The following is a 17,635-nucleotide window of genomic DNA, read 5'->3' on the forward strand; positions in this document are numbered from 1 at the left end:
GCCGAACGCCTAACGTCCCGCTAACGCCCTTTTCTCACCCCTTGCCCTCGCCGTCCCGCCGGTCCTCGCTGTCCTGGGCGAAGAGCTTCACCAGGTCGCTCATCACGTAGCGGTTGGTGGCCTCCTCGTCCAGCAGATGCATCTCCGCCAGCCGCTCCAGGCCGTCCTGGATCAGCTCCGGGTCCGCCCCGGCCAGCGCCGCGGCCTCCGCGGTGTTGACCTCCCGGGCGAAGCCGGTGCCCAGGGTCCGCAGCAGCCGGGCGTCGTCCGCGGAGAGCCTCGCCGCCGAGTTGCGCAGCGCCGCGGCGACCCCGGCGTCCTCCGCCGACAGCAGCGCGAGCCGCCGCCGCTCGTCGCGGAGCGCCGTGGCCAGCCGGGCCAGCCGCCAGCGCGGGCGGGCCTGGAGCTGTGCGGAGGCGGCGCGCAACGCGAGCGGCAGCCCGTCGCACAGGGTCACCAGCTCCTGCGCGGCCTCCGGGTCCTCGGCGACCCGGTCGGGGCCGAGCAGGGCGCCGAGCAGGGCCACCCCGTCCTCGGGCCCGAGCGCGTGCAGCCGTACGGGGCGGGCCGCGTCGGTGGCGATCAGCCCGTCGAGCCGGCTGCGGCTGGTGACCAGGGTGGTGCACTGGGGCCCGCCGGGCAGTAGCGGCCGCACCTGCGCCGAGCTGCTGGCGTTGTCGAGCACGACCAGCAGGCGGCGGTTCGCCACGAGCGACCGGTACAGCGCGGCGGCCGCCTCCGGGGAGGGCGGGATGCGGTCCGCGGGTTGCCCCAAGGCGAGCAGGAATTCGCGCAGCACCTCGGCGGGCGCCGCCGCCTCGCCGCCGCTGAACCCACGCAGATCCGCGAACAGCCGCCCGTCGGGGAAGGCGTACGCGTGGGCGTGGCCCCAGTGCACGACCAGGCCCGTCTTGCCGACCCCGGCGGGCCCGCTGACCAGCGTGATGCCGCCCTCCGGGGGGAACCCGCCGTGGGCCGAGCCGTGGGCTGGGCCGTTGGCCGGGTCGGCGGGCTCGGCGGCGGGCAGCGTGAGCCGGGTGAGATACGCCAGCTCGTGGTCGCGGCCGAGGAACCCGGCGGGGGGCCGGGGGAGCAATTGCGGCCCGGGCGCGGGCTCCTGACGGGCCGCCGCGGCCTGCGCGGGGATCTGCCCCTGGCCCTGCCCCTGCCCCTGCCCCTGGCCCTCGTCCCGGCCCTGGCCGTGGTGCTGGGCCTGGGCCTGGGCCTGGGGGGCGTTGGGCGCGGGGGCGGCGCGCAGGATCTCCTGGTACGCGGCGCGCAGCCGCTCCCCCGGGTCGACCCCCAGGTCGTCGGCGAGGAGCTCCCGGGTGCGGTGGTACCAGGCGATCGCGTCCGACTGCCGCCCGATGCGGTACAGGGCCAGCATCAGGGCCGCGATGAGCCCTTCCCGCAGCGGGTTGGCCACGGCCACCGGGTGCAGTACGTCGGCCGCCTTCTCGTACCGGCCGAGCGCCCCGTGGGCGCGCGCCAGCGCCTCGACGGCGGCCAGCCGCCGCTCTTCCAGGGCGTGGGCCGCCGCGGCGAACGGCGGGCTGGCCACCGTGCCGGTGAGCGCCGGGCCGCGCCACAGGTCCAGCGCCTGGCGCAGCAGATCCACGGCCTCCTCGGGGGCGGCCTCGGGGCGGGCGAGGGAGAGCAGCTCGGAGAAGCGCTGGCTGTCGACGAGCTGTTCGGGCATCCGCAGCTGGTAGGCGGAGCCGCGGGTGACCAGCTCGACCCCGTAGGCGTCGGCGCCCGCCTCGGCGAGCGTGGCGCGCAGCCGCGAGACATGGCCCTGGATGACGGTGCGGGCGTGTTCGGGCGGCTCCTCGTCCCACAGACAGGTGATCAGTTGTTCGACGGGGACGATGGCGTTGGGCTGGAGCAGCAGCATGGCCAGCAGGCTGCGCCGCTTGACCGGGCCCAGCGCGACCTCTCCGGTCCCGGTGGTCACGGCCACGGGACCGAGCAGGGAGAAGTCCAAGTCAGCCCTCCAGGAAGGCGGTCATGGCCTTGGCGAGCAGCTGCGGATCCTGGGCGCCGCACAGTTCGCGGGCCGAGTGCATGGAGAGAATGGCAACACCTATGTCGACGGTGGTGATGCCGTGCCGGGCAGCGGTGATCGGGCCGATCGTGGTGCCGCACGGCATGGCGTTGTTGGAGACGAAAGTCTGCCAGGGCACTTCCGCGCGCTCGCAGGCGGCCGCGAAGACGGCCCGGCCGCCGCCGTCGGTGGAGTACCGCTGGTTCACGTTGACCTTGAGGATAGGGCCGCCGTTGGGCAGCGGGTGGTGGCCGGGCTCGTGCCGCTCCGCGTAGTTGGGGTGGACGGCGTGCCCGGTGTCGGAGGACAGGCAGACCGTCCCGGCCAGGGCGCGGGCCCGGTCCTCGTACGCACCGCCGCGGGCGAAGACCGAGCGCTCCAGCACGTTGCCGAGCAGCGGGCCCTCGGCGCCGGTGTCGGACTGGCTGCCGTTCTCCTCGTGGTCGAAGGCGGCGAGGACGGGGATGTACGGCAGGTCGGGGCGGGCGGAGGCGGCGATGAGCGCGGCCGTCCCGGAGTGCACGGACAGGAGGTTGTCCATCCGGGGCCCGGCGACCAGCTCCTGGTCCCGGCCGAGGTAGGCGGGCGGCTCGACGCTGTGCGCCATCAGGTCCCAGCCGCCGACCTCGGCGGCCGGCACCCCGGCCGCGTCGGCGACATAGCGGATCAGAGCGCCCTCCTCGACGTGGCCGAGGCCCCAGATGGGCGTCATATGGCGCTGCTTGTCGAGCTTGAGCCCCTCGGTGTTGACGGACCGGTCGAGGTGGACGGCGAGCTGGGGAACGCGCAGCAGTGGCCGGTCGATGACCACCAGGTGGTGCGAGCCGTCCTTGAGGGTGAGCCGGCCGGAGATGCCGAGGTCGCGGTCGAGCCAGGTGTTCAGCAGCGCGCCGCCGTAGATCTCGACGGCGATCTGCCGCCAGCCGTGCGCGCCGGTGTCCGGGATCGGCTTCACGCGTAGATTGGGAGAGTCGGTGTGAGCCCCCACAATCCGGTACGGAGTGGAAGGTCTGGCGCCGTCGGGGACGTACCAGGCGATGATCGCGCCGCCCCGCAGGACGTACTTGCCGCCCGTCTCGCCGTCCCAGGGCGCGGTCTCCTCGGCCTGCCGGAATCCAGCCTTCTCCAGCCGCCTGGCGGCGCTCGCCACCGCGTGGTACGGCGATGGGGCGGCGGCGAGGAAGGACATCAGGTCGTCGGTATGGCCGCGGTCGAAGCGGGGGTGCGAGCTCATATGGACAGCATAAGTTCGGGACCGGCCGGGCACCCGTGTTCGACCGGGCGGCTCTCGGGATCGGCCAAAAGGGGTGGGCCGGTCGGTGCGTGGCGCGGCTTCCGTGTGCCGCTTCCGTGGGATCGGACTGGGCCGATCAGATGAAGGACGGCCGCTCGCTGATACGAAGGACGCTTTTCGTCTCATATCTCCCTTGATCGTGCAACACCGCACTAAAGGGGATATCGGATGCGCGCTCTTCGTCATGTTCTCGCCGTCCTCGGGGCGCTCTTCCTGCTGTGCGGTGCGGTTCCCGCCGCGGCGCAGCCCGGCGTCTCGCCCGCTGCCACCACGCGCGCGAAGCCGCCGGGCGGCGAGCCCGTGCCCTGCCCCATCACGGACCGGGTGGGCGTCAACACCCGCCCGCCCGCGCCGTTCCAGCGGTACTACGAGGGCGACTGGCGGCTGGGGCCCGCGGAACTCCCGCGGAGCGGGCCGATCGCCGAGATGCTCAAGGGCTGGGACCGGCTGGACCATCTGTCGTCCAGTGAGTTCCTGGAGTGCTACTGGGACGACGCGGCCTCCGGCTGGTGGTACCCGGACCCGGACGGCTGGGTCCTCATCAACGGGACGCCGCTGCATGTCACCGTCACCCTGCGGCCCGGGCAGAAGGTGGACCTCTTCGGCAGCGGTTTCGGTCACTTCCTCGCCCCGGCCGGCACGCCCTTCGCGGAGCGCGCGCTGCCGCCCAGCAGCCTCAACACCCTCAACCCGGCGTTCCCCTTCGGCTATCACCTCTACGAGGTGGTGCAGCCCTTCACGGTGGAGGCGGGGCCCATCAGGCCCTGGTTCGCCCAGCCCGGGGAAGGCCTCCAGTACCTCACCGGTCCCTCGATCCCCCAACTCGTCGCCGCCGGCAACCTCCGCGAGCTCAACTGACGCGCGGTGGACCGGCGGGAGCTCGTCCGGACCCTGCGCGCCGACGGGATCCCCGACGCGCTGTACGACATCCCAGGGGTGCACGACATCCCGGTCCAGCCGGACGCGTACTACTTCCTGCGGCCCGCCGCGGGCGGCTGGACGGTGGGGCTGCGCGAGCGCTCCCGGGACCGTGATACGCGCTGGTTCTCCTCGGAGGACGCGGCCTGCCGCGAGCTGCGCGCGAAGCTCAGCGCGTCCCCAGCCCCTTCCCCGGCCGGGGGCGAGGCGGTCGAGGACGTGCTGGCGGAGAGCGAGGAGATCCGGCGGCGGGCCTGGCAGGACTTCGAGCGCGCGCTGCGCGAGCGGGAGCAGCGCGAGCAGCGGGGCCGGCGGGGTCAGCGGGGGCCCGGGAACGAGTGAGCCCGGCGCCCCCGGGGCGAGGGGTGCCGGGCTCGATCGGCGGAGCGGTATCCGGACCTCAGAAGGCCGCCTCGTCCAGGTCCATCAGGGAGCCGTCCACGGACTCGGCCACGGCGCGCTGGACCCCGACGCCCGGCAGCACCTCCTGGGCGAAGAACTTCGCGGCCGCGATCTTGCCCTCGTAGAAGGACTTGTCCTTGGCGGAGGCGCCGGGCAGCTTGTCGGCGGCGATCGCCGCGCCCTTGGTCAGCAGATAGCCGATGAACACGTCGCCGGAGGCGAGCAGCAGCCGGGTGGCGTTGAGGCCGACCTTGTAGATGGAGGTGACGTCCTGCTCCGTGGCGGTGAGGTCGGTGAGCATGACGCCCACCAGCCCCTCCAGGTCAGCGGCGGCCTTGGCCAGCGCGTCGCGGGTGGCAGCGAGCTCCTCGCCGCCGCCGGCCTCGGCCAGGAACTTCTTGATCTCCTCCGAGATGACGGTCAGCGCCTGGCCCTGGTCCCGGACGATCTTCCGGAAGAAGTAGTCCTGGCCCTGGATGGCGGTGGTGCCCTCGTAGAGGGTGTCGATCTTGGCGTCCCGGATGTACTGCTCCAGCGGGTACTCCTGGAGGTAGCCGGAGCCGCCGATGGTCTGGAGGGACTGCGCCAGCAGCTCGTACGCCTTCTCCGAGCCGTAGCCCTTGACGATGGGCAGCAGCAGGTCGTTGAGGGCGTGCGCGGCGGAGGTGTCCTCGCCGGCCGCCTCCAGGACCTGGATCTCGTCCTGGACGCAGGCGGTGTAGAGGACGAGCGAGCGCAGGCCCTCCGCGTACGCCTTCTGCGTCATGAGGGAGCGGCGCACATCGGGGTGGTGGGCGATGGTGACGCGCGGGGCGGCCTTGTCGGTGAAGGCAGCCAGGTCGGCGCCCTGGACGCGCTCCTTGGCGTACTCCAGCGCGTTCAGAAAGCCGGTGGACAGGGTCGCCATGGCCTTGGTGCCGACCATCATCCGGGCGAACTCGATGATCTTGAACATCTGGCGTATGCCGTCGTGCTTCTCACCGAGCAGCCAGCCCTTGGCCGGGTGGTCCGCGCCGAAGGTCAGCTCGCAGGTGTTGGAGACCCGCAGACCCATCTTGTGCTCGACATTGGTCGCGTAGACGCCGTTGCGCTCGCCGAGTTCGCCGGTCTCCCAGTCGAAGTCGTACTTCGGGACGATGAAGAGGGACAGCCCCTTGGTGCCCGGGCCCGCGCCCTCGGGGCGCGCCAGCACGAAGTGGACGATGTTGTCCGAGAGGTCGTGCTCACCGGAGGTGATGAACCGCTTCACGCCCTCGATGTGCCAGGTGCCGTCCTCCTGCCGGACCGCCTTGGTGCGGCCCGCGCCGACGTCCGAGCCCGCGTCGGGCTCGGTGAGCACCATGGTCGCGCCCCACTGCCTGTCCACGATCTGCCGGGCGATCGCCAGCTGCTCCTCGGTGCCCTCGTCGTAGAGCACTCCGGCGAAGGCGGGGCCGCAGGCGTACATCCAGATCGGGGTGTTGGAGCCCAGGATGTGCTCGGCGGAGGCCCACAGCAGCGAGCGCGGGCAGGCGGCTCCGCCGAGGCCCTCCGGGACGCCAAGACGCCACCACTCGGCGTCCATGTATGCCTGGTAGCTCTTCTTGAAGGACTCCGGCACCGGCGCGGTGTGCGTCTTCGGGTCGAAGACCGGCGGATTCCGGTCGGCGTCCGCGTAGCTCTCGGCCAGCTCGTTCTCGGACAGCCGGGAGATCTCCGAGAGCACGCTCTTGGCGGTCTCGACGTCCATCTCCTCGAACGGTCCGGTGCCGTACAGCTTGTCGCGCCCGAGCACCTCGAAGAGGTTGAACTCGATGTCGCGGAGATTCGACTTGTAGTGCCCCATGGCGAACGGCTCCGTAAGGCTCGGGAGGCGGACCTCTTCGTTGGCGTAGCGCGATCGATCGTCGATCGCCATGATGCTACCCGTGGGTAATAAAGAGCAACCCCCAATCGGGCAACTGTGACGCACCGCGCTTCGGCGACTCAGTACGCTTCTGTGCATGTACGGCTACGACCAGAACGCGAGCGCAGGGCAGGGTTACGCGGCGCCGCCGCCTCCGCCGCAACAGCAGCCGCCTCTGTCACATCACCCACAGCCGGGCGCCGGCTATGGCGAGCAGCCGCTGTACCCCGAGCCCTCTCCGCCCTCCCTGGCCGACGCGGTGCGCGCCTTCACCACGGGGTCGATGTCGGCCGAGGACTTCCAGCAGATCTTCGCGTCGTCCAAGGTGTACTGCCCGCGCGGTGACAACCCCGGGTTCCTCGCGCTGCACAACACCCAGCAGCCGGTGATCCCCATGTTCACCTCGCTCAAGGAGCTGCGGCGCTACGCGGGCAAGGAGTCCAAGTACTTCGTGATCACCGGCGCGGAGGTGATCGACCTGCTGCCCACCGGCTACGGCTTCGTCCTCGACATGGAGGGCGACCACCGGATGGTCTTCGACGCGAAGGCCGTGGAGCAGATGGTCGACTTCGCGATGCGCCGGATGTACGGCTAGCCGCTGACGCTGTCCGGCGGATCTTGACGCCTGCGGCGGGCCCTCCCCCACCCCGCCCCTTCCCGAAACTGGGGCTCCGCCCCAGACCCCGGGGTCCAGGGGTGAAGCAGCCGTGCCGATGTGCGGCTCCGGTCCCCGCGCGGGCTCCCGGCGCGCTCGGAAATAAAGCCCCCCTTGCGAGTCGTTCACCGTTCAACTAAGTTGAATCCTGAACGACCGAGGAGGCCGTCATGCCAGCTGTGACCGTAGACAACCCGTTGACCCTGCCGCGCGTCGCGGCACCCGCCGACGCCAAGCCGCGCCCCGTGCTCGCCGTCGCTACCGCTCCCAGCGGTTTCGAGGGTGAGGGCTTCCCGGTGCGGCGCGCCTTCGCCGGCATCGACTACAAGCACCTGGACCCGTTCATCATGATGGACCAGATGGGCGAGGTGGACTATCAGCCCGGGGAGCCGAAGGGCACCCCGTGGCACCCGCACCGCGGCTTCGAGACCGTCACGTACATCATCGACGGGATCTTCGACCACCATGACTCCAATGGTGGTGGCGGCACCATCACCAACGGTGACACCCAGTGGATGACGGCCGGGTCCGGTCTGCTCCACATCGAGGCGCCGCCGGAGCACCTGGTCGTATCCGGTGGTCTCTTCCACGGCCTCCAGCTGTGGGTGAACCTCCCGGCCAAGGACAAGATGATGGCGCCCCGGTATCAGGACATCCGCGGCGGCAATGTCCAGCTGCTCACCTCCCCCGACGGTGGCGCGCTGCTGCGGGTCATCGCCGGTGAGCTGGACGGCCACTCCGGTCCGGGCATCACGCACACGCCGATCTCGATGATCCACGCGACGCTGGCGCCGGGCGCCGAGATCAACCTGCCCTGGCGTGAGGACTTCAACGGCCTCGCGTACGTGCTGGCCGGCAAGGGTACGGTCGGCGCCGAGCGTCGTCCGATCCACCTCGGCCAGACCGCGGTCTTCGGCTCCGGCTCCTCGCTGACCGTGCGGGCGGACGAGAAGCAGGACTCCCACACGCCGGACCTGGAGGTCGTCCTCCTCGGTGGCCGGCCGATCCGTGAGCCCATGGCGCACTACGGGCCGTTCGTGATGAACAACCGCGCGGAACTCCAGCAGGCCTTCGAGGACTTCCAGAAGGGCCGGCTCGGCACGATCCCCGCGGTGCACGGGATGTCCGAGGGCGGAATGTAGGGCTCGCCGGGACGAAATGCGATCCGCCCGCCCGCGCTACTGGGATAGCGCGGGCGGGCGGATCACTTGTTTTTTCGGTTTTCGGTGGTGTCTCAGTGTTGCCTGGCGCGGCGCTTTCGGGTCATGAATGCGAATGCCGCGCCTGTGCCGGCGAGCAGGGCGCTGAGGGAGATGAGCGTCAGCAGGCCGGATGTACCTGTGTTGGCCAGTGAACCGCCTGGGTCTCCGCCGGTCTGGGGGCCCGGGTTGTTGGGCGGCACGGTCGCGGGCGGTTCATGGGTCGGCGGCTGGGTCGACGGCTCCGGGGTGGTCGGAGGCGTCGTGGTCGGCGGTTCCTCCTTGGGGATGTACACGCCGGCGTCGATGGTGTGATCGACTTCGCCGGCCTGGTCCGGTGCCGTGACAGGTGCTTTTCCGTTGCACAGTTGCCCGGTCTTCGGCGGGGTCACGTTGGAGTCGTGTGCCCGGTTGTCACCGGCTCGCGGGAGGGTGAACCGCAGTTCGGTGGCCGCCGGCTGGGTCGGCACCTTGCTGGTGTCCGCGGTGCACACATCGAACTGCACCGTGTATTTGGCACCCGGCTTGAGTTCGTAGTCGGCGCCGACTCCACCGAAGTAGTACTCGCCGGCGGCGTCGGTCTTGGTCGTGGCGACCTGCTTGCCGCTGGAGTCCAGCAGGTTGATCGTCGCGTCCGGCAGTGGCACCTCGTTGGGACCCTCGGGGTCCTGGATCCCGTTGTGGTCGCCGTCGAACCACACCCGGTTGCCGATCTGGATCGGTGCGTTCGCCGCCTCGTAGGCGATATCGCCGAGCCCACCGGCCTTACCGAACCCGTTGTCGGTCGAATTGACGAACTGGTACGCGTTGGCGGAATGGTCGTTACCGGGCCCCTGACCGGTCTCGATGTTGTAGTAACCGGTCCCGCCGGTACCGTAGTTGTCGGTCGGGTCCATCTGCGTGCTGACGACCCACTGCTGCTGCGGAATGTAGGCGACCGCCCCTTGGGAGGCTTCGTTGTGCACCCCCTGGATCTGCTCCGGTGCGGCCCTGTTCCGAACGTAGTCGCCCGGGAAGTATTCGACGACACCGGTGTTCTGGCCGCCGTCGGTTTCGGGCTTGGCGTGGTTGGGGCAATTCCCGGTGCCTTCCCACGCGTATCCACCGTCGGGATTCGCGCAGGCCATGTTGATGTCACCGCCGGACATACCGTTTTGCGCGGTGTCGTTGCCCGGCCGGGGGTCAAGGCCGCCCCCGCTGACCACGTCCATGAACCGGTCGCGGAAGCCGAGGATCATCGAACCGTCGCGGGCGAAGGCGAGGGTGGCGAGTTCCGGCTGCGGATCGACGAGGGTGTTTGTTCCGCTGATCTTGAATTTGTCCCAGGTCAGCAGGCTGGTGTTCCACGGGTTCCAGTGGTTGGCCTGGTCAACCCCTGCGGCACCGCCATAGACGGTACCGCGCTCGCCGGTGAGCGGCTGGGTCAGCACGGTGTCGAACCGGTCGCCGTCGTAGGTGTAGACGACGGCTTTCAGGTCTTCGCGCTTCTGTGTGCTCTCCGCGCTGCACACGCCGCCGACGTAGAGCTTGTTGTCGTGGGTGGACAGTGCGAACGGCCGCCAGTCGGTGGCCAGCGCGCAGCCCGGGTCCGGGATGCGTACCGTCGCCTTGGGTGCGGATGCCGTGGTTCCGGTCGCGTCGAAGCTGACCAGGCGCCGGGTCAGCAGGTTCACCGCGTAGAGCGTCGAGCCGTCCTCGGACAGGGCCAGGCCGCCGATGCTCTCCTTGCCCGGCGCGTTGGTGAACCCGGCGTCCTTGATCATGTTGGTGGCGTCGTGCGGGGTGACCGTGGCGCCCGGCACCTTCGCGAACAGGGTCGGCGCGCTTCCGCCGTCGGTCGGCGTGGTGTAGATCGCGTTACCGCCGTCCGGCCCGTACGGGGTGTACCGCCGGGCGAACGCGCCCTGGAAGATCCGCTTCTGGTACTTGTCGTAGGCCAGCGCGAACGTCGTGCCCACCTGGTCCTGCGTGTTGAGCGCGGTCGGGCACGCCGCCTGGTCAGGACACGTCCCTCGTTTGTCCGTCCCGAACGCCACCAGTGCCCGGGTGTCTTTCCCGCTGGAAGAGTTCTGGATCGGAACGAAATAGCGTGAGTCCGGCAGTGCGTAATCGGCCGGGTTCCAGACCCCGGTGATGACCGAGTCGTCCTTGCCGTCCGACACGTTCACGAACGTCGTGAAGCTGTCGAAGTGGTTTTCCGCCGTCGAGGCCGGCGCCGCCTGAAGATACTTGTTGTACGGCGCCGGGACGGTGACGTCGACGCGGTACTGGCCGCCGGTCAGTTCGGTCGACTTCGAGATCACCACCTTTCCGGTGGCGTCCGTGGTGCCGGTGACCCGATGGCCGTCGGGGTCGGTTACCTCGACCTTCATGCCCCGCTGCGGCACGTCCATGGTCGTGTTGATCACGCCGGTGCCGAAGAAGTCCCGCAGCACCTCGACGGTCAGGGTGCCGTCGCCAGTGGAAGCGGTGGCCGTCCCGGCCGTCGCGCCCAAGGCGCCACCCGACAGCAAGAGAACGGACAAGCCCACTCGCGTCAGCGAACCCGTATGCTTCCCGGCTGTCCGGTGTAACGTTGTGCATATTCTTTTCACAGCCATCACGCTCCCCTCATCATGTGAACCGAACACCCGCTTCCAGTTGCACATCGGCTTCCCGGGCCCGGGTGACACGTCGGCCATGAAAAGGGCCCACCGCTGTTTCGGTGGACCCGGTTGTTCTTGGTCGTCTTGCCGGATGTGGCGAATTCAGGGACTCGGCAGTGCCTCCCCCAGGCCAGTTGCACTCGTCCTCGCTTCCCCGCACGGAAACAGCACAAGAGTCCGAATAGTCATTCTGAACCGCCCCACCAGCGACGACACTGTAGCGGGTGGCCGCCAAGATCGGGGCGAGCAGAGGGTGAATGAGCGGAACAAGTTACCAAATCGAACGTGATCCGCCCGCCTACGCTACTGCGGTAGCGCGGGCGGGCGGATCACTTGATTTTTCGGTTTTCGGTGGTGTCTCAGTGTTGCCTGGCGCGGCGCTTTCGGGTCATGAATGCGAATGCCGCGCCTGTGCCGGCGAGCAGGGCGCTGAGGGAGATGAGCGTCAGCAGGCCGGATGTACCTGTGTTGGCCAGTGAACCGCCTGGGTCTCCGCCGGTCTGGGGGCCCGGGTTGTTGGGCGGCACGGTCGCGGGCGGCTCATGGGTCGGCGGCTCGGTCGACGGCTCCGGGGTGGTGGGCGTCGGCGTAGGAGTCGGCGGTTCCTCCTTGGGGATGTACACGCCGGCGTCGATGGTGTGATCGACTTCGCCGGCCTGGTCCGGTGCCGTGACGGGTGCCAGTCCGTTGCAGAGCTGTCCGGTCTTCGGCGGGGTCACATTGGAGTCGTGTGCCCGGTTGTCACCGGCCCGCGGGAGGGTGAACCGCAGTTCGGTGGCCGCCGGCTGGGTCGGCACCTTGCTGGTGTCCGCGGTGCACACATCGAACTGCACCGTGTATTTGGCACCCGGCTTGAGTTCGTAGTCGGCGCCGACTCCGCCGAAGTAGTACTCGCCTGCGGCGTCGGTCTTGGTTGTGGCGACCTGCTTGCCGTCGGCGTCCAGCAGGTTGATCGTGGCGTCCGGCAGTGGCACCTCGTTGGTGCCCTCGGGGTCCTGGATCCCGTTGTGGTCGCCGTCGAACCACACCCGGTTGCCGATCTGGATCGGCGCGTTCGCCGCCTCGAAGGCGATATCGCCGAGCCCACCGGCCTTACCGAACCCGCTCTGTGCCTGACTGACGAACTGGTACCCGTTGGCTTTCGGGCTGTTGCCCGGGCCCTGGCCGGTGGTGATGTTGTGGTACCCGGTCCCTGAGGTCGCGACGTCGACGACCGGGTCGAACTCCGTGCTGACGACCCACTGCTGCTGCGGAATGTAGGCCACCGACCCCAGCGCGGTCTCTGCGTGCACTCCGTTGCCAAAGAAGTCGCCCGGGAAGTACTCGACGACACTGCTGTCCTGGCTGCCACCGGTGGCGGGGGTGGCGTGGTTGGGGCAACTCCCGGTGCCTTCCCACGCGTATCCACCATCGGGATTGGCGCAGGCCATGTTGATGTCACCACCGGCCATGCCGTTTTCCGCGGTGTCGTTGCCCGGCCTCGGGTCCAGTCCACCCCAGCTCACGACGTCCATGAACCGGTCGCGGAAACCGAGGATCATCGAACCGTCACGGGCGAAGGCGAGGGAGGCGAACTCCGGCTGCGGATCGATGAAGACGTTGCCCACCTTCCGCTCGTCCCACGTGGCCAGGTTGGTGTTCCACGGGTTCCAGTGGGTGGCCTGGTCGACGTCGTTGGAACCGAAGACGGAGCCGCGCTTGGCGGTGAGCGGCTGGGTCAGCACGGTGTCGAACCGGTCGCCGTCGTAGGTGTAGACGACGGCTTTCAGGTCCTCGCGCTTCTGCGTGCTCTCCGCGCTGCACACGCCGCCGACATAGAGCTTGTTGTCGTGGGTGGACAGTGCGAACGGCCGCCAGTCGGTGGCCACCGCGCAGCCCGGGTCCGGGATGCGTACCGTCGCCTTGGGTGCGGACGCGGTGGTCCCGGTGGCGTCGAAGCTGACCAGGCGCCGGGTCAGCAGGTTCACCGCGTACAGCGTCGAGCCGTCCTCCGACAGGGCCAGGCCGCCGATGCTCTCCTTGCCCGGCGCGTTGACGAACCCGGCGTCCTTGATCAGGTTGGAGGTGTCGTGCGGGGTCACCGTGGCGGCCGGCACCTTCGCGAACAGGGTCGGCGCCCCACCGTCGGTCGGCGTGGTGTAGATCGCGTCACCGCCCTCCGGCCCGTACGCGGTGTACCGGCGGGCGAACGCGCCCTGGAAGATCCGCTTCTGGTACTTGTCGTAGGCCAGCGCGAACGTCGTGCCCACCTGGTCCTGCGTGTTGAGCACGGTCGGGCACGCCGTATCGCCAGGACACGTACCTCGTTTGTCCGTCCCGAACGCCACCAATGCCCGGGTGTCGTTTCCGCCGGCGCCATTCTGGATCGGTACGAAGTACCGCGTGTCCGGCAGTGCGTAGTCGGCCGGGTTCCAGACGCCGGTGATGACCGAGTCGTCCTTGCCGTCCGACACGTTCACGAACGTCGTGAAGCTGTCGAAGTGGTTCTCTGCCGTTGAGGCCGGCGCGGCCTGAAGATACTTGTTGTACGGCGCCGGGACGGTGACGTCGACGCGGTACTGGCCGCCGGTCAGCTCGGTCGACTTCGAGACCACCACCTTTCCGGTGGCGTCCGTGGTGCCGGTGACCCGATGGCCGGCAGAGTCCGACACCTCGACCTTCATGCCCCGCTGCGGCACGTCCATGGTCGTGTTGATCACGCCGGTGCCGAAGAAGTCCCGGAGTACCTGAACGGTCAGGGTTCCGTCGCCAGTCGAAGCGGTGGCCGTCCCAGCGGTCGCGCCCATGACGCCACCCGACACCAAGAGAACGGACAAGCCCACTCGCGCCAGCGGACCCGCACCCTTCCCGGCTGTCCGGTTTAATGTTCCACACGCTTTTCGCACAGCCATCACTCTCCCCTCATGATGTGAACCGAACACCCGATTTCGGCCGTACATCCGCATCCCGGCCCGGGTGACACTTCGGTCATGAAAAGGGCCCACCGCTGTTTCGGTGGACCCGGTCGTTCTTGGTCGTCTTTGCGGATGTGGCGAATTCAGGGATTTGGGAGTGCCTCCCCCAGACCAGTCGCACTCTTCCTCGCTTCCCACACGGAAACAGCACAAGAGTCTGAATTGTCATCCTGAACCGCCCCACCAGCGACGATACTGTAGCGGGTGGCCGCCAAGATCGGGGGGAGCAGAGGGTGAATGAGCGGATCAAGTTACCAATGCGTCACCTGTGGAGTATGAGAATCAAGCAAGGCCCCTCGCGGCGCGCGGATGGCCGGCGCCGATGGCTGCGGCCACGCTGGGTGGCGGCCGTCATCGGCGGTGTGGCCGTCGCGGTGACCGCGTTCCTGTTCGTCGACAGCGGCTCCGCCCCCGCCGGTCCCAGGGCGTTGAGCTCGGATGAGGCCAACCGGCTGGCGGTCACGCGGTTCCGCAACTACCAGGCGGGCGGGCGCGCCGTGACGATCAATGTGCCGAGCACCGCCGGCGGGCTGACCATCACCGGTTCCATCGACTACCGCGGCAAGGTCGGTTACGGCGTGGTGCGCGGCACCGGGCGCGATACGTCCAGCGACGGGCTGATCGAGTGGTCGGCCACCACCGTGTCCGTCCATCCGATGGCGAACCCTCCGGAGAAGGCACCGGCGCGGCCGCCGGAGTCGGGTTGGTACAGCCGTCCGCTGCAAAAGTACGGCAGTTCGCTGGACAGTTCGCTGGCCATCGCGCTGAAGCTCGGCAACGACCGGCCGGACAATGCCGAACTGCTGCCACAGAACGGTGCCGCCTGGGCTGGAGAGGACCGGTTGGACGGCCGTGAGGTGGACATCATGACCGGACCGAGCGCCCGTACCAAGTCCGGTACGGCGGGGGAGGGCGCCGTGCGCTACTGGATCGGCTCGGACGGCACCATGTACCGGGTTCGCGTCGCCGTGGCTTCCGCATCGCAGCCGGTGGTCATCGATTTCGACACCCAGAAGTACGTTCCGGTCCGGCCGGTCCCCGGGGTCACCCCGGCGCGGTAGCCGCCGCTCAGGACGTCAGCACCCGCGCGGCCGCGGCGAGCAGTGACACCGACGGCAGCCGGATGTCCGCCGTGTCCGGGAGTGCCGGAACGGCCGGAACGGCGGTGGCGCCCGTGGTCGTGGCGTTCGGGAACTGCGGCTGTCGCTTGGGCGCCGCCACATCGGTGAACGGGATACCGCCAGGTGCCGTCGGCTTCGTCCACGTGCCGGAGGGCGAGGAAGACCGGGCGGGACGCGGGCAGGACGCGGTGGTCGCGAGCCGGGCGGGCACCGTCTTCCGCAGCTCGTTGCCGCGCAGGCAGTTGCCCTGTCCCTCGGTGGCGGTGGGGAACGTCCAGCCGACGTCAACGTTGTTGGCGGCGAAGGTGTTGTCCAGGATCCGGTTGCCGTTCGGCTGTATGTCAGCGTTCGCGGTGATCACCAGCCCGGCGTTGCTGTTGTCGGCGATCCGGTTGCGGACGAACTGGTTGTCGGAGCCGCCGTCGACGCCGATGCCGATGCCCCAACCGCCGTCGGCCTGTTCGGGGGTGGCCGTCTGCTGGTTGGCCGCGATCAGGTTGCCCGCGATGACGGCATCCTGCTGCGGGAGCAACTTCTCCTGGTGGTCGGAGTTGGTGGTGAGCCCGACCCGGTTACCGACAAGGCGGTTACCGACCACGTACATGTCGCCACTGGCATTGGTGCCTTCGTAGCCGACCGCGTTGAGCTCGGCGATGTTGTCCCGCACCACGATGCGACAGGGCTTGCACTGTCCGACATAGATCCCCGAGTCGGCCGAGCCTGATGTGTACGAGTGCTCGATGACACCGTTCTGCGCGGAGAACGCGTAGATGCCGTACAGCCCGTTGCGGGTCGCGGTCACGTGGGAGACCGCGAATGACTTCAGGAAGGTGACGGGCTCGTCGCCGGTGTCGTAGCCGCCGGACTGCCCCGGCATTCCGGCAGCGGCCTTCGCCGAGCCGGTGACCAGGACCCCGTTCTGGGTGTTGTTCCGCACCGTCAGGTTCTGCACGGCCACTCCGGGAGCGGCGACGACGATGCCGTTCGGCTGCTGCAACCGCCCGTCGATGACGACCTTCTCCCGGGACTCGCCGCGAAGCGTGATGCGAGCCTTGGTTATCTTCACCGACTCGTGGTAGACGCCCGGCGCGACCAGCACGAGATCGCCGGCCCGGGCCAGAGACACCGCATCCGAGATCGTCGGGGCGTCAGCAGGCACCTTGATCGTCACGTGGTCACCGGACGGTCGTCGGCCGTCCTTCGATCCGTCATCGTCCGAGCCGCAGCCGACCAGTAGGGGTGCCAGTGTTCCGAGCACCGTGGCCATCAGGCGAAGACGGAGACGAGGCATGGCCTCATCCTGGCACGGACGCCGACCAAGTCGCATGCGCCGATGGGGATATGGCACAGTTCACACCGTGCGCCAAGCCGACTCCCGCCCGTCACGCCGCGCGTTTCTCGGTGCCACCGGCACGGTGACCGCAGCCGGCCTCTCCGCCGGGTGCCAATCGAGTTCCGCCCGGCCGGACCGGTCCGATACCCCCGCGCCGACCCCGCCGGTGTCACCAACGGGCCGGTACCAGGCGGGCATCACGCTTCCGCAACCAGCCCAGCGGAACCTGCTGGCCGTGGTGGCCGACCTCGACGATGCCGGGGCCGCCCGTCCGTTGCTGGCCGAACTCGGCGAGGCCATCGGCAAGCTCACCGCGGGGACCGACGCACGGCTGATGGGCCTGTCGCCGGGCAATCTGACCGTGACGATCGGGGTGGGCCCCCGGCTGGTGCGCAAGGTCGATCCCGCCCTGCCCGGCGCGAAGGACCTCCCACGGTTCTCCCGCGAGCAGATCGCCCCCCGGGCACGCGGCGGCGACCTGCTGATACAGATCTGCGCCGACGACGCCCTGGTGATACCGGTCGTGGCCGCCGCGCTTCTGGAGCAGGCCGGTGACCGGATACGCGAACGCTGGCGGCAGTCCGGAATCCGTGGTTCGAACGTGCCGGTGGATGCGGACAAGGGCCTTGCCGCGCCACGAAACCTGTTCGGTTTCGTCGACGGCATCGTGGGCCCCCACACGAAGGCCGAACAACAGCGCGACCTGTGGCTGGACGGGCCGGCTCCGGTCGCCGGCGGCACCCTCGCCGTACTCCGACGCATGGAGCTCGACCTGCCGCGGTTCGCCAAGCTGTCCGTCGCCGAACAGGAAGCGGTCTTCGGCCGGCGCCGAGCCAGTGGCGTGCCCCTCTCCGGTGGCACCATCGCCTCGGGCCCGGACCTCGGCGCCAAAACGCCCGACGGACGCTACCTCGTCCCGGCCGACGCCCACGCCCGCAGAGCGCACGCCACCGCGGTCGGCGTCGGCCTCATGCTCCGTCGCTCCTACAGCATCGACGGGCCCGCCCCCGGCCTGCTCTTCATGAGCTTCCAGAACGACATACGGACCTTCACCAGCACCCTCACCCGTATGGACAATTCCGACGCCCTGCTCGACTACACGACCACGACCGCCAGCGCGAGCTTCCTGATGCTTCCCGGTTTCGGCGAACAACGCCCGCTGGGTTCCCAGCTCTTCCGCTGAAC

12 protein-coding genes are annotated in these 17,635 nt (G+C 69.3%); 6 read left to right on the forward strand and 6 right to left on the reverse strand.

Annotation, left to right across the window (positions count from 1 at the left end; all coding sequences use genetic code 11):
• Positions 1 to 34: 34 nt before the first annotated feature.
• Both ACH4S9_RS35660 and ACH4S9_RS35665 read right to left on the reverse strand, forming a co-directional pair.
• The gene (locus ACH4S9_RS35660; protein WP_398375693.1) at positions 35 to 1,984 is read right to left on the reverse strand and encodes a BTAD domain-containing putative transcriptional regulator; all 1,950 of its coding nucleotides are present in this window, start codon (positions 1,982 to 1,984) and stop codon (positions 35 to 37) included.
• A gap of 1 nt (position 1,985) precedes the next feature.
• Positions 1,986 to 3,278 (reverse strand): M18 family aminopeptidase, encoded by a 1,293-nt coding sequence (locus ACH4S9_RS35665; RefSeq protein WP_398375695.1) that lies wholly within the window; start codon positions 3,276 to 3,278, stop codon positions 1,986 to 1,988.
• A gap of 228 nt (positions 3,279 to 3,506) precedes the next feature.
• On the opposite strand from ACH4S9_RS35665, the gene ACH4S9_RS35670 reads away from it, so the two are divergent.
• Together ACH4S9_RS35670 and ACH4S9_RS35675 are read left to right on the forward strand one after the other, a co-directional pair.
• The gene (locus tag ACH4S9_RS35670) at positions 3,507 to 4,196 is read left to right on the forward strand and encodes a TNT domain-containing protein (RefSeq protein WP_311728619.1); all 690 of its coding nucleotides are present in this window, start codon (positions 3,507 to 3,509) and stop codon (positions 4,194 to 4,196) included.
• A gap of 6 nt (positions 4,197 to 4,202) precedes the next feature.
• Complete coding sequence (locus ACH4S9_RS35675; protein ID WP_311728618.1) at positions 4,203 to 4,598, forward strand: hypothetical protein; 396 nt, start codon at positions 4,203 to 4,205, stop codon at positions 4,596 to 4,598.
• A 58-nt stretch (positions 4,599 to 4,656) separates the two neighbouring features.
• On the opposite strand, the gene ACH4S9_RS35680 is transcribed toward ACH4S9_RS35675, so the two are convergent.
• Entirely contained in the window at positions 4,657 to 6,483 is a 1,827-nt protein-coding gene (locus tag ACH4S9_RS35680; RefSeq protein ID WP_398375909.1) for an acyl-CoA dehydrogenase, read from the reverse strand.
• A 157-nt stretch (positions 6,484 to 6,640) separates the two neighbouring features.
• Here ACH4S9_RS35680 and ACH4S9_RS35685 point away from each other — a divergent pair, with 157 nt between their 5' ends.
• A complete protein-coding gene (locus tag ACH4S9_RS35685) occupies positions 6,641 to 7,138 on the forward strand; it encodes an SseB family protein (RefSeq protein WP_311728617.1) in 498 nt (165 codons plus the stop codon).
• 230 nt (positions 7,139 to 7,368) lie between these two features.
• Positions 7,369 to 8,340: a pirin family protein gene (locus tag ACH4S9_RS35690; protein ID WP_311728616.1), complete on the forward strand. Its 972-nt coding sequence runs from the start codon at positions 7,369 to 7,371 to the stop codon at positions 8,338 to 8,340.
• Between the two features lie 92 nt (positions 8,341 to 8,432).
• Here the strand turns inward: ACH4S9_RS35690 and ACH4S9_RS35695 are convergent, their stop codons facing one another.
• Positions 8,433 to 10,997 carry an SdrD B-like domain-containing protein gene (locus tag ACH4S9_RS35695; RefSeq protein ID WP_398375912.1) on the reverse strand — a complete coding sequence of 855 codons (2,565 nt, stop codon included), beginning with the start codon at positions 10,995 to 10,997 and terminating at the stop codon, positions 8,433 to 8,435.
• A 404-nt stretch (positions 10,998 to 11,401) separates the two neighbouring features.
• The gene (locus tag ACH4S9_RS35700; protein ID WP_398375914.1) at positions 11,402 to 13,828 is read right to left on the reverse strand and encodes an SdrD B-like domain-containing protein; all 2,427 of its coding nucleotides are present in this window, start codon (positions 13,826 to 13,828) and stop codon (positions 11,402 to 11,404) included.
• 542 nt (positions 13,829 to 14,370) lie between these two features.
• Between ACH4S9_RS35700 and ACH4S9_RS35705 the strand changes: the two genes are divergently transcribed.
• Positions 14,371 to 15,057: a hypothetical protein gene (locus tag ACH4S9_RS35705; RefSeq protein WP_394816851.1), complete on the forward strand. Its 687-nt coding sequence runs from the start codon at positions 14,371 to 14,373 to the stop codon at positions 15,055 to 15,057.
• 7 nt (positions 15,058 to 15,064) lie between these two features.
• Here ACH4S9_RS35705 and ACH4S9_RS35710 read toward each other — a convergent pair whose 3' ends face one another.
• The gene (locus ACH4S9_RS35710) at positions 15,065 to 16,408 is read right to left on the reverse strand and encodes a right-handed parallel beta-helix repeat-containing protein (protein WP_398375698.1); all 1,344 of its coding nucleotides are present in this window, start codon (positions 16,406 to 16,408) and stop codon (positions 15,065 to 15,067) included.
• 67 nt (positions 16,409 to 16,475) lie between these two features.
• Here ACH4S9_RS35710 and ACH4S9_RS35715 point away from each other — a divergent pair, with 67 nt between their 5' ends.
• Positions 16,476 to 17,633, forward strand: a complete 1,158-nt coding sequence (locus tag ACH4S9_RS35715; RefSeq protein ID WP_311728612.1) for a Dyp-type peroxidase — start codon at positions 16,476 to 16,478, stop codon at positions 17,631 to 17,633.
• Positions 17,634 to 17,635 lie beyond the last annotated feature (2 nt).

Source organism: Streptomyces sp. NPDC021225 (genome assembly GCF_044332865.1).
In the GTDB taxonomy this organism is placed as follows: domain Bacteria; phylum Actinomycetota; class Actinomycetes; order Streptomycetales; family Streptomycetaceae; genus Streptomyces.

Coding starts and splice junctions, on each gene's coding strand:
- ACH4S9_RS35670 (WP_311728619.1), top strand. CDS start 3,507: ATGCGCGCTCTTCGTCATGTTCTCGCCGTCCTCGGGGCGCTCTTCCTG.
- ACH4S9_RS35710 (WP_398375698.1), bottom strand. CDS start 16,408: ATGCCTCGTCTCCGTCTTCGCCTGATGGCCACGGTGCTCGGAACACTG.
- ACH4S9_RS35700 (WP_398375914.1), bottom strand. CDS start 13,828: ATGGGCGCGACCGCTGGGACGGCCACCGCTTCGACTGGCGACGGAACC.
- ACH4S9_RS35690 (WP_311728616.1), top strand. CDS start 7,369: ATGCCAGCTGTGACCGTAGACAACCCGTTGACCCTGCCGCGCGTCGCG.
- ACH4S9_RS35665 (WP_398375695.1), bottom strand. CDS start 3,278: ATGAGCTCGCACCCCCGCTTCGACCGCGGCCATACCGACGACCTGATG.
- ACH4S9_RS35685 (WP_311728617.1), top strand. CDS start 6,641: ATGTACGGCTACGACCAGAACGCGAGCGCAGGGCAGGGTTACGCGGCG.
- ACH4S9_RS35695 (WP_398375912.1), bottom strand. CDS start 10,997: ATGGCTGTGAAAAGAATATGCACAACGTTACACCGGACAGCCGGGAAG.
- ACH4S9_RS35680 (WP_398375909.1), bottom strand. CDS start 6,483: ATGGGGCACTACAAGTCGAATCTCCGCGACATCGAGTTCAACCTCTTC.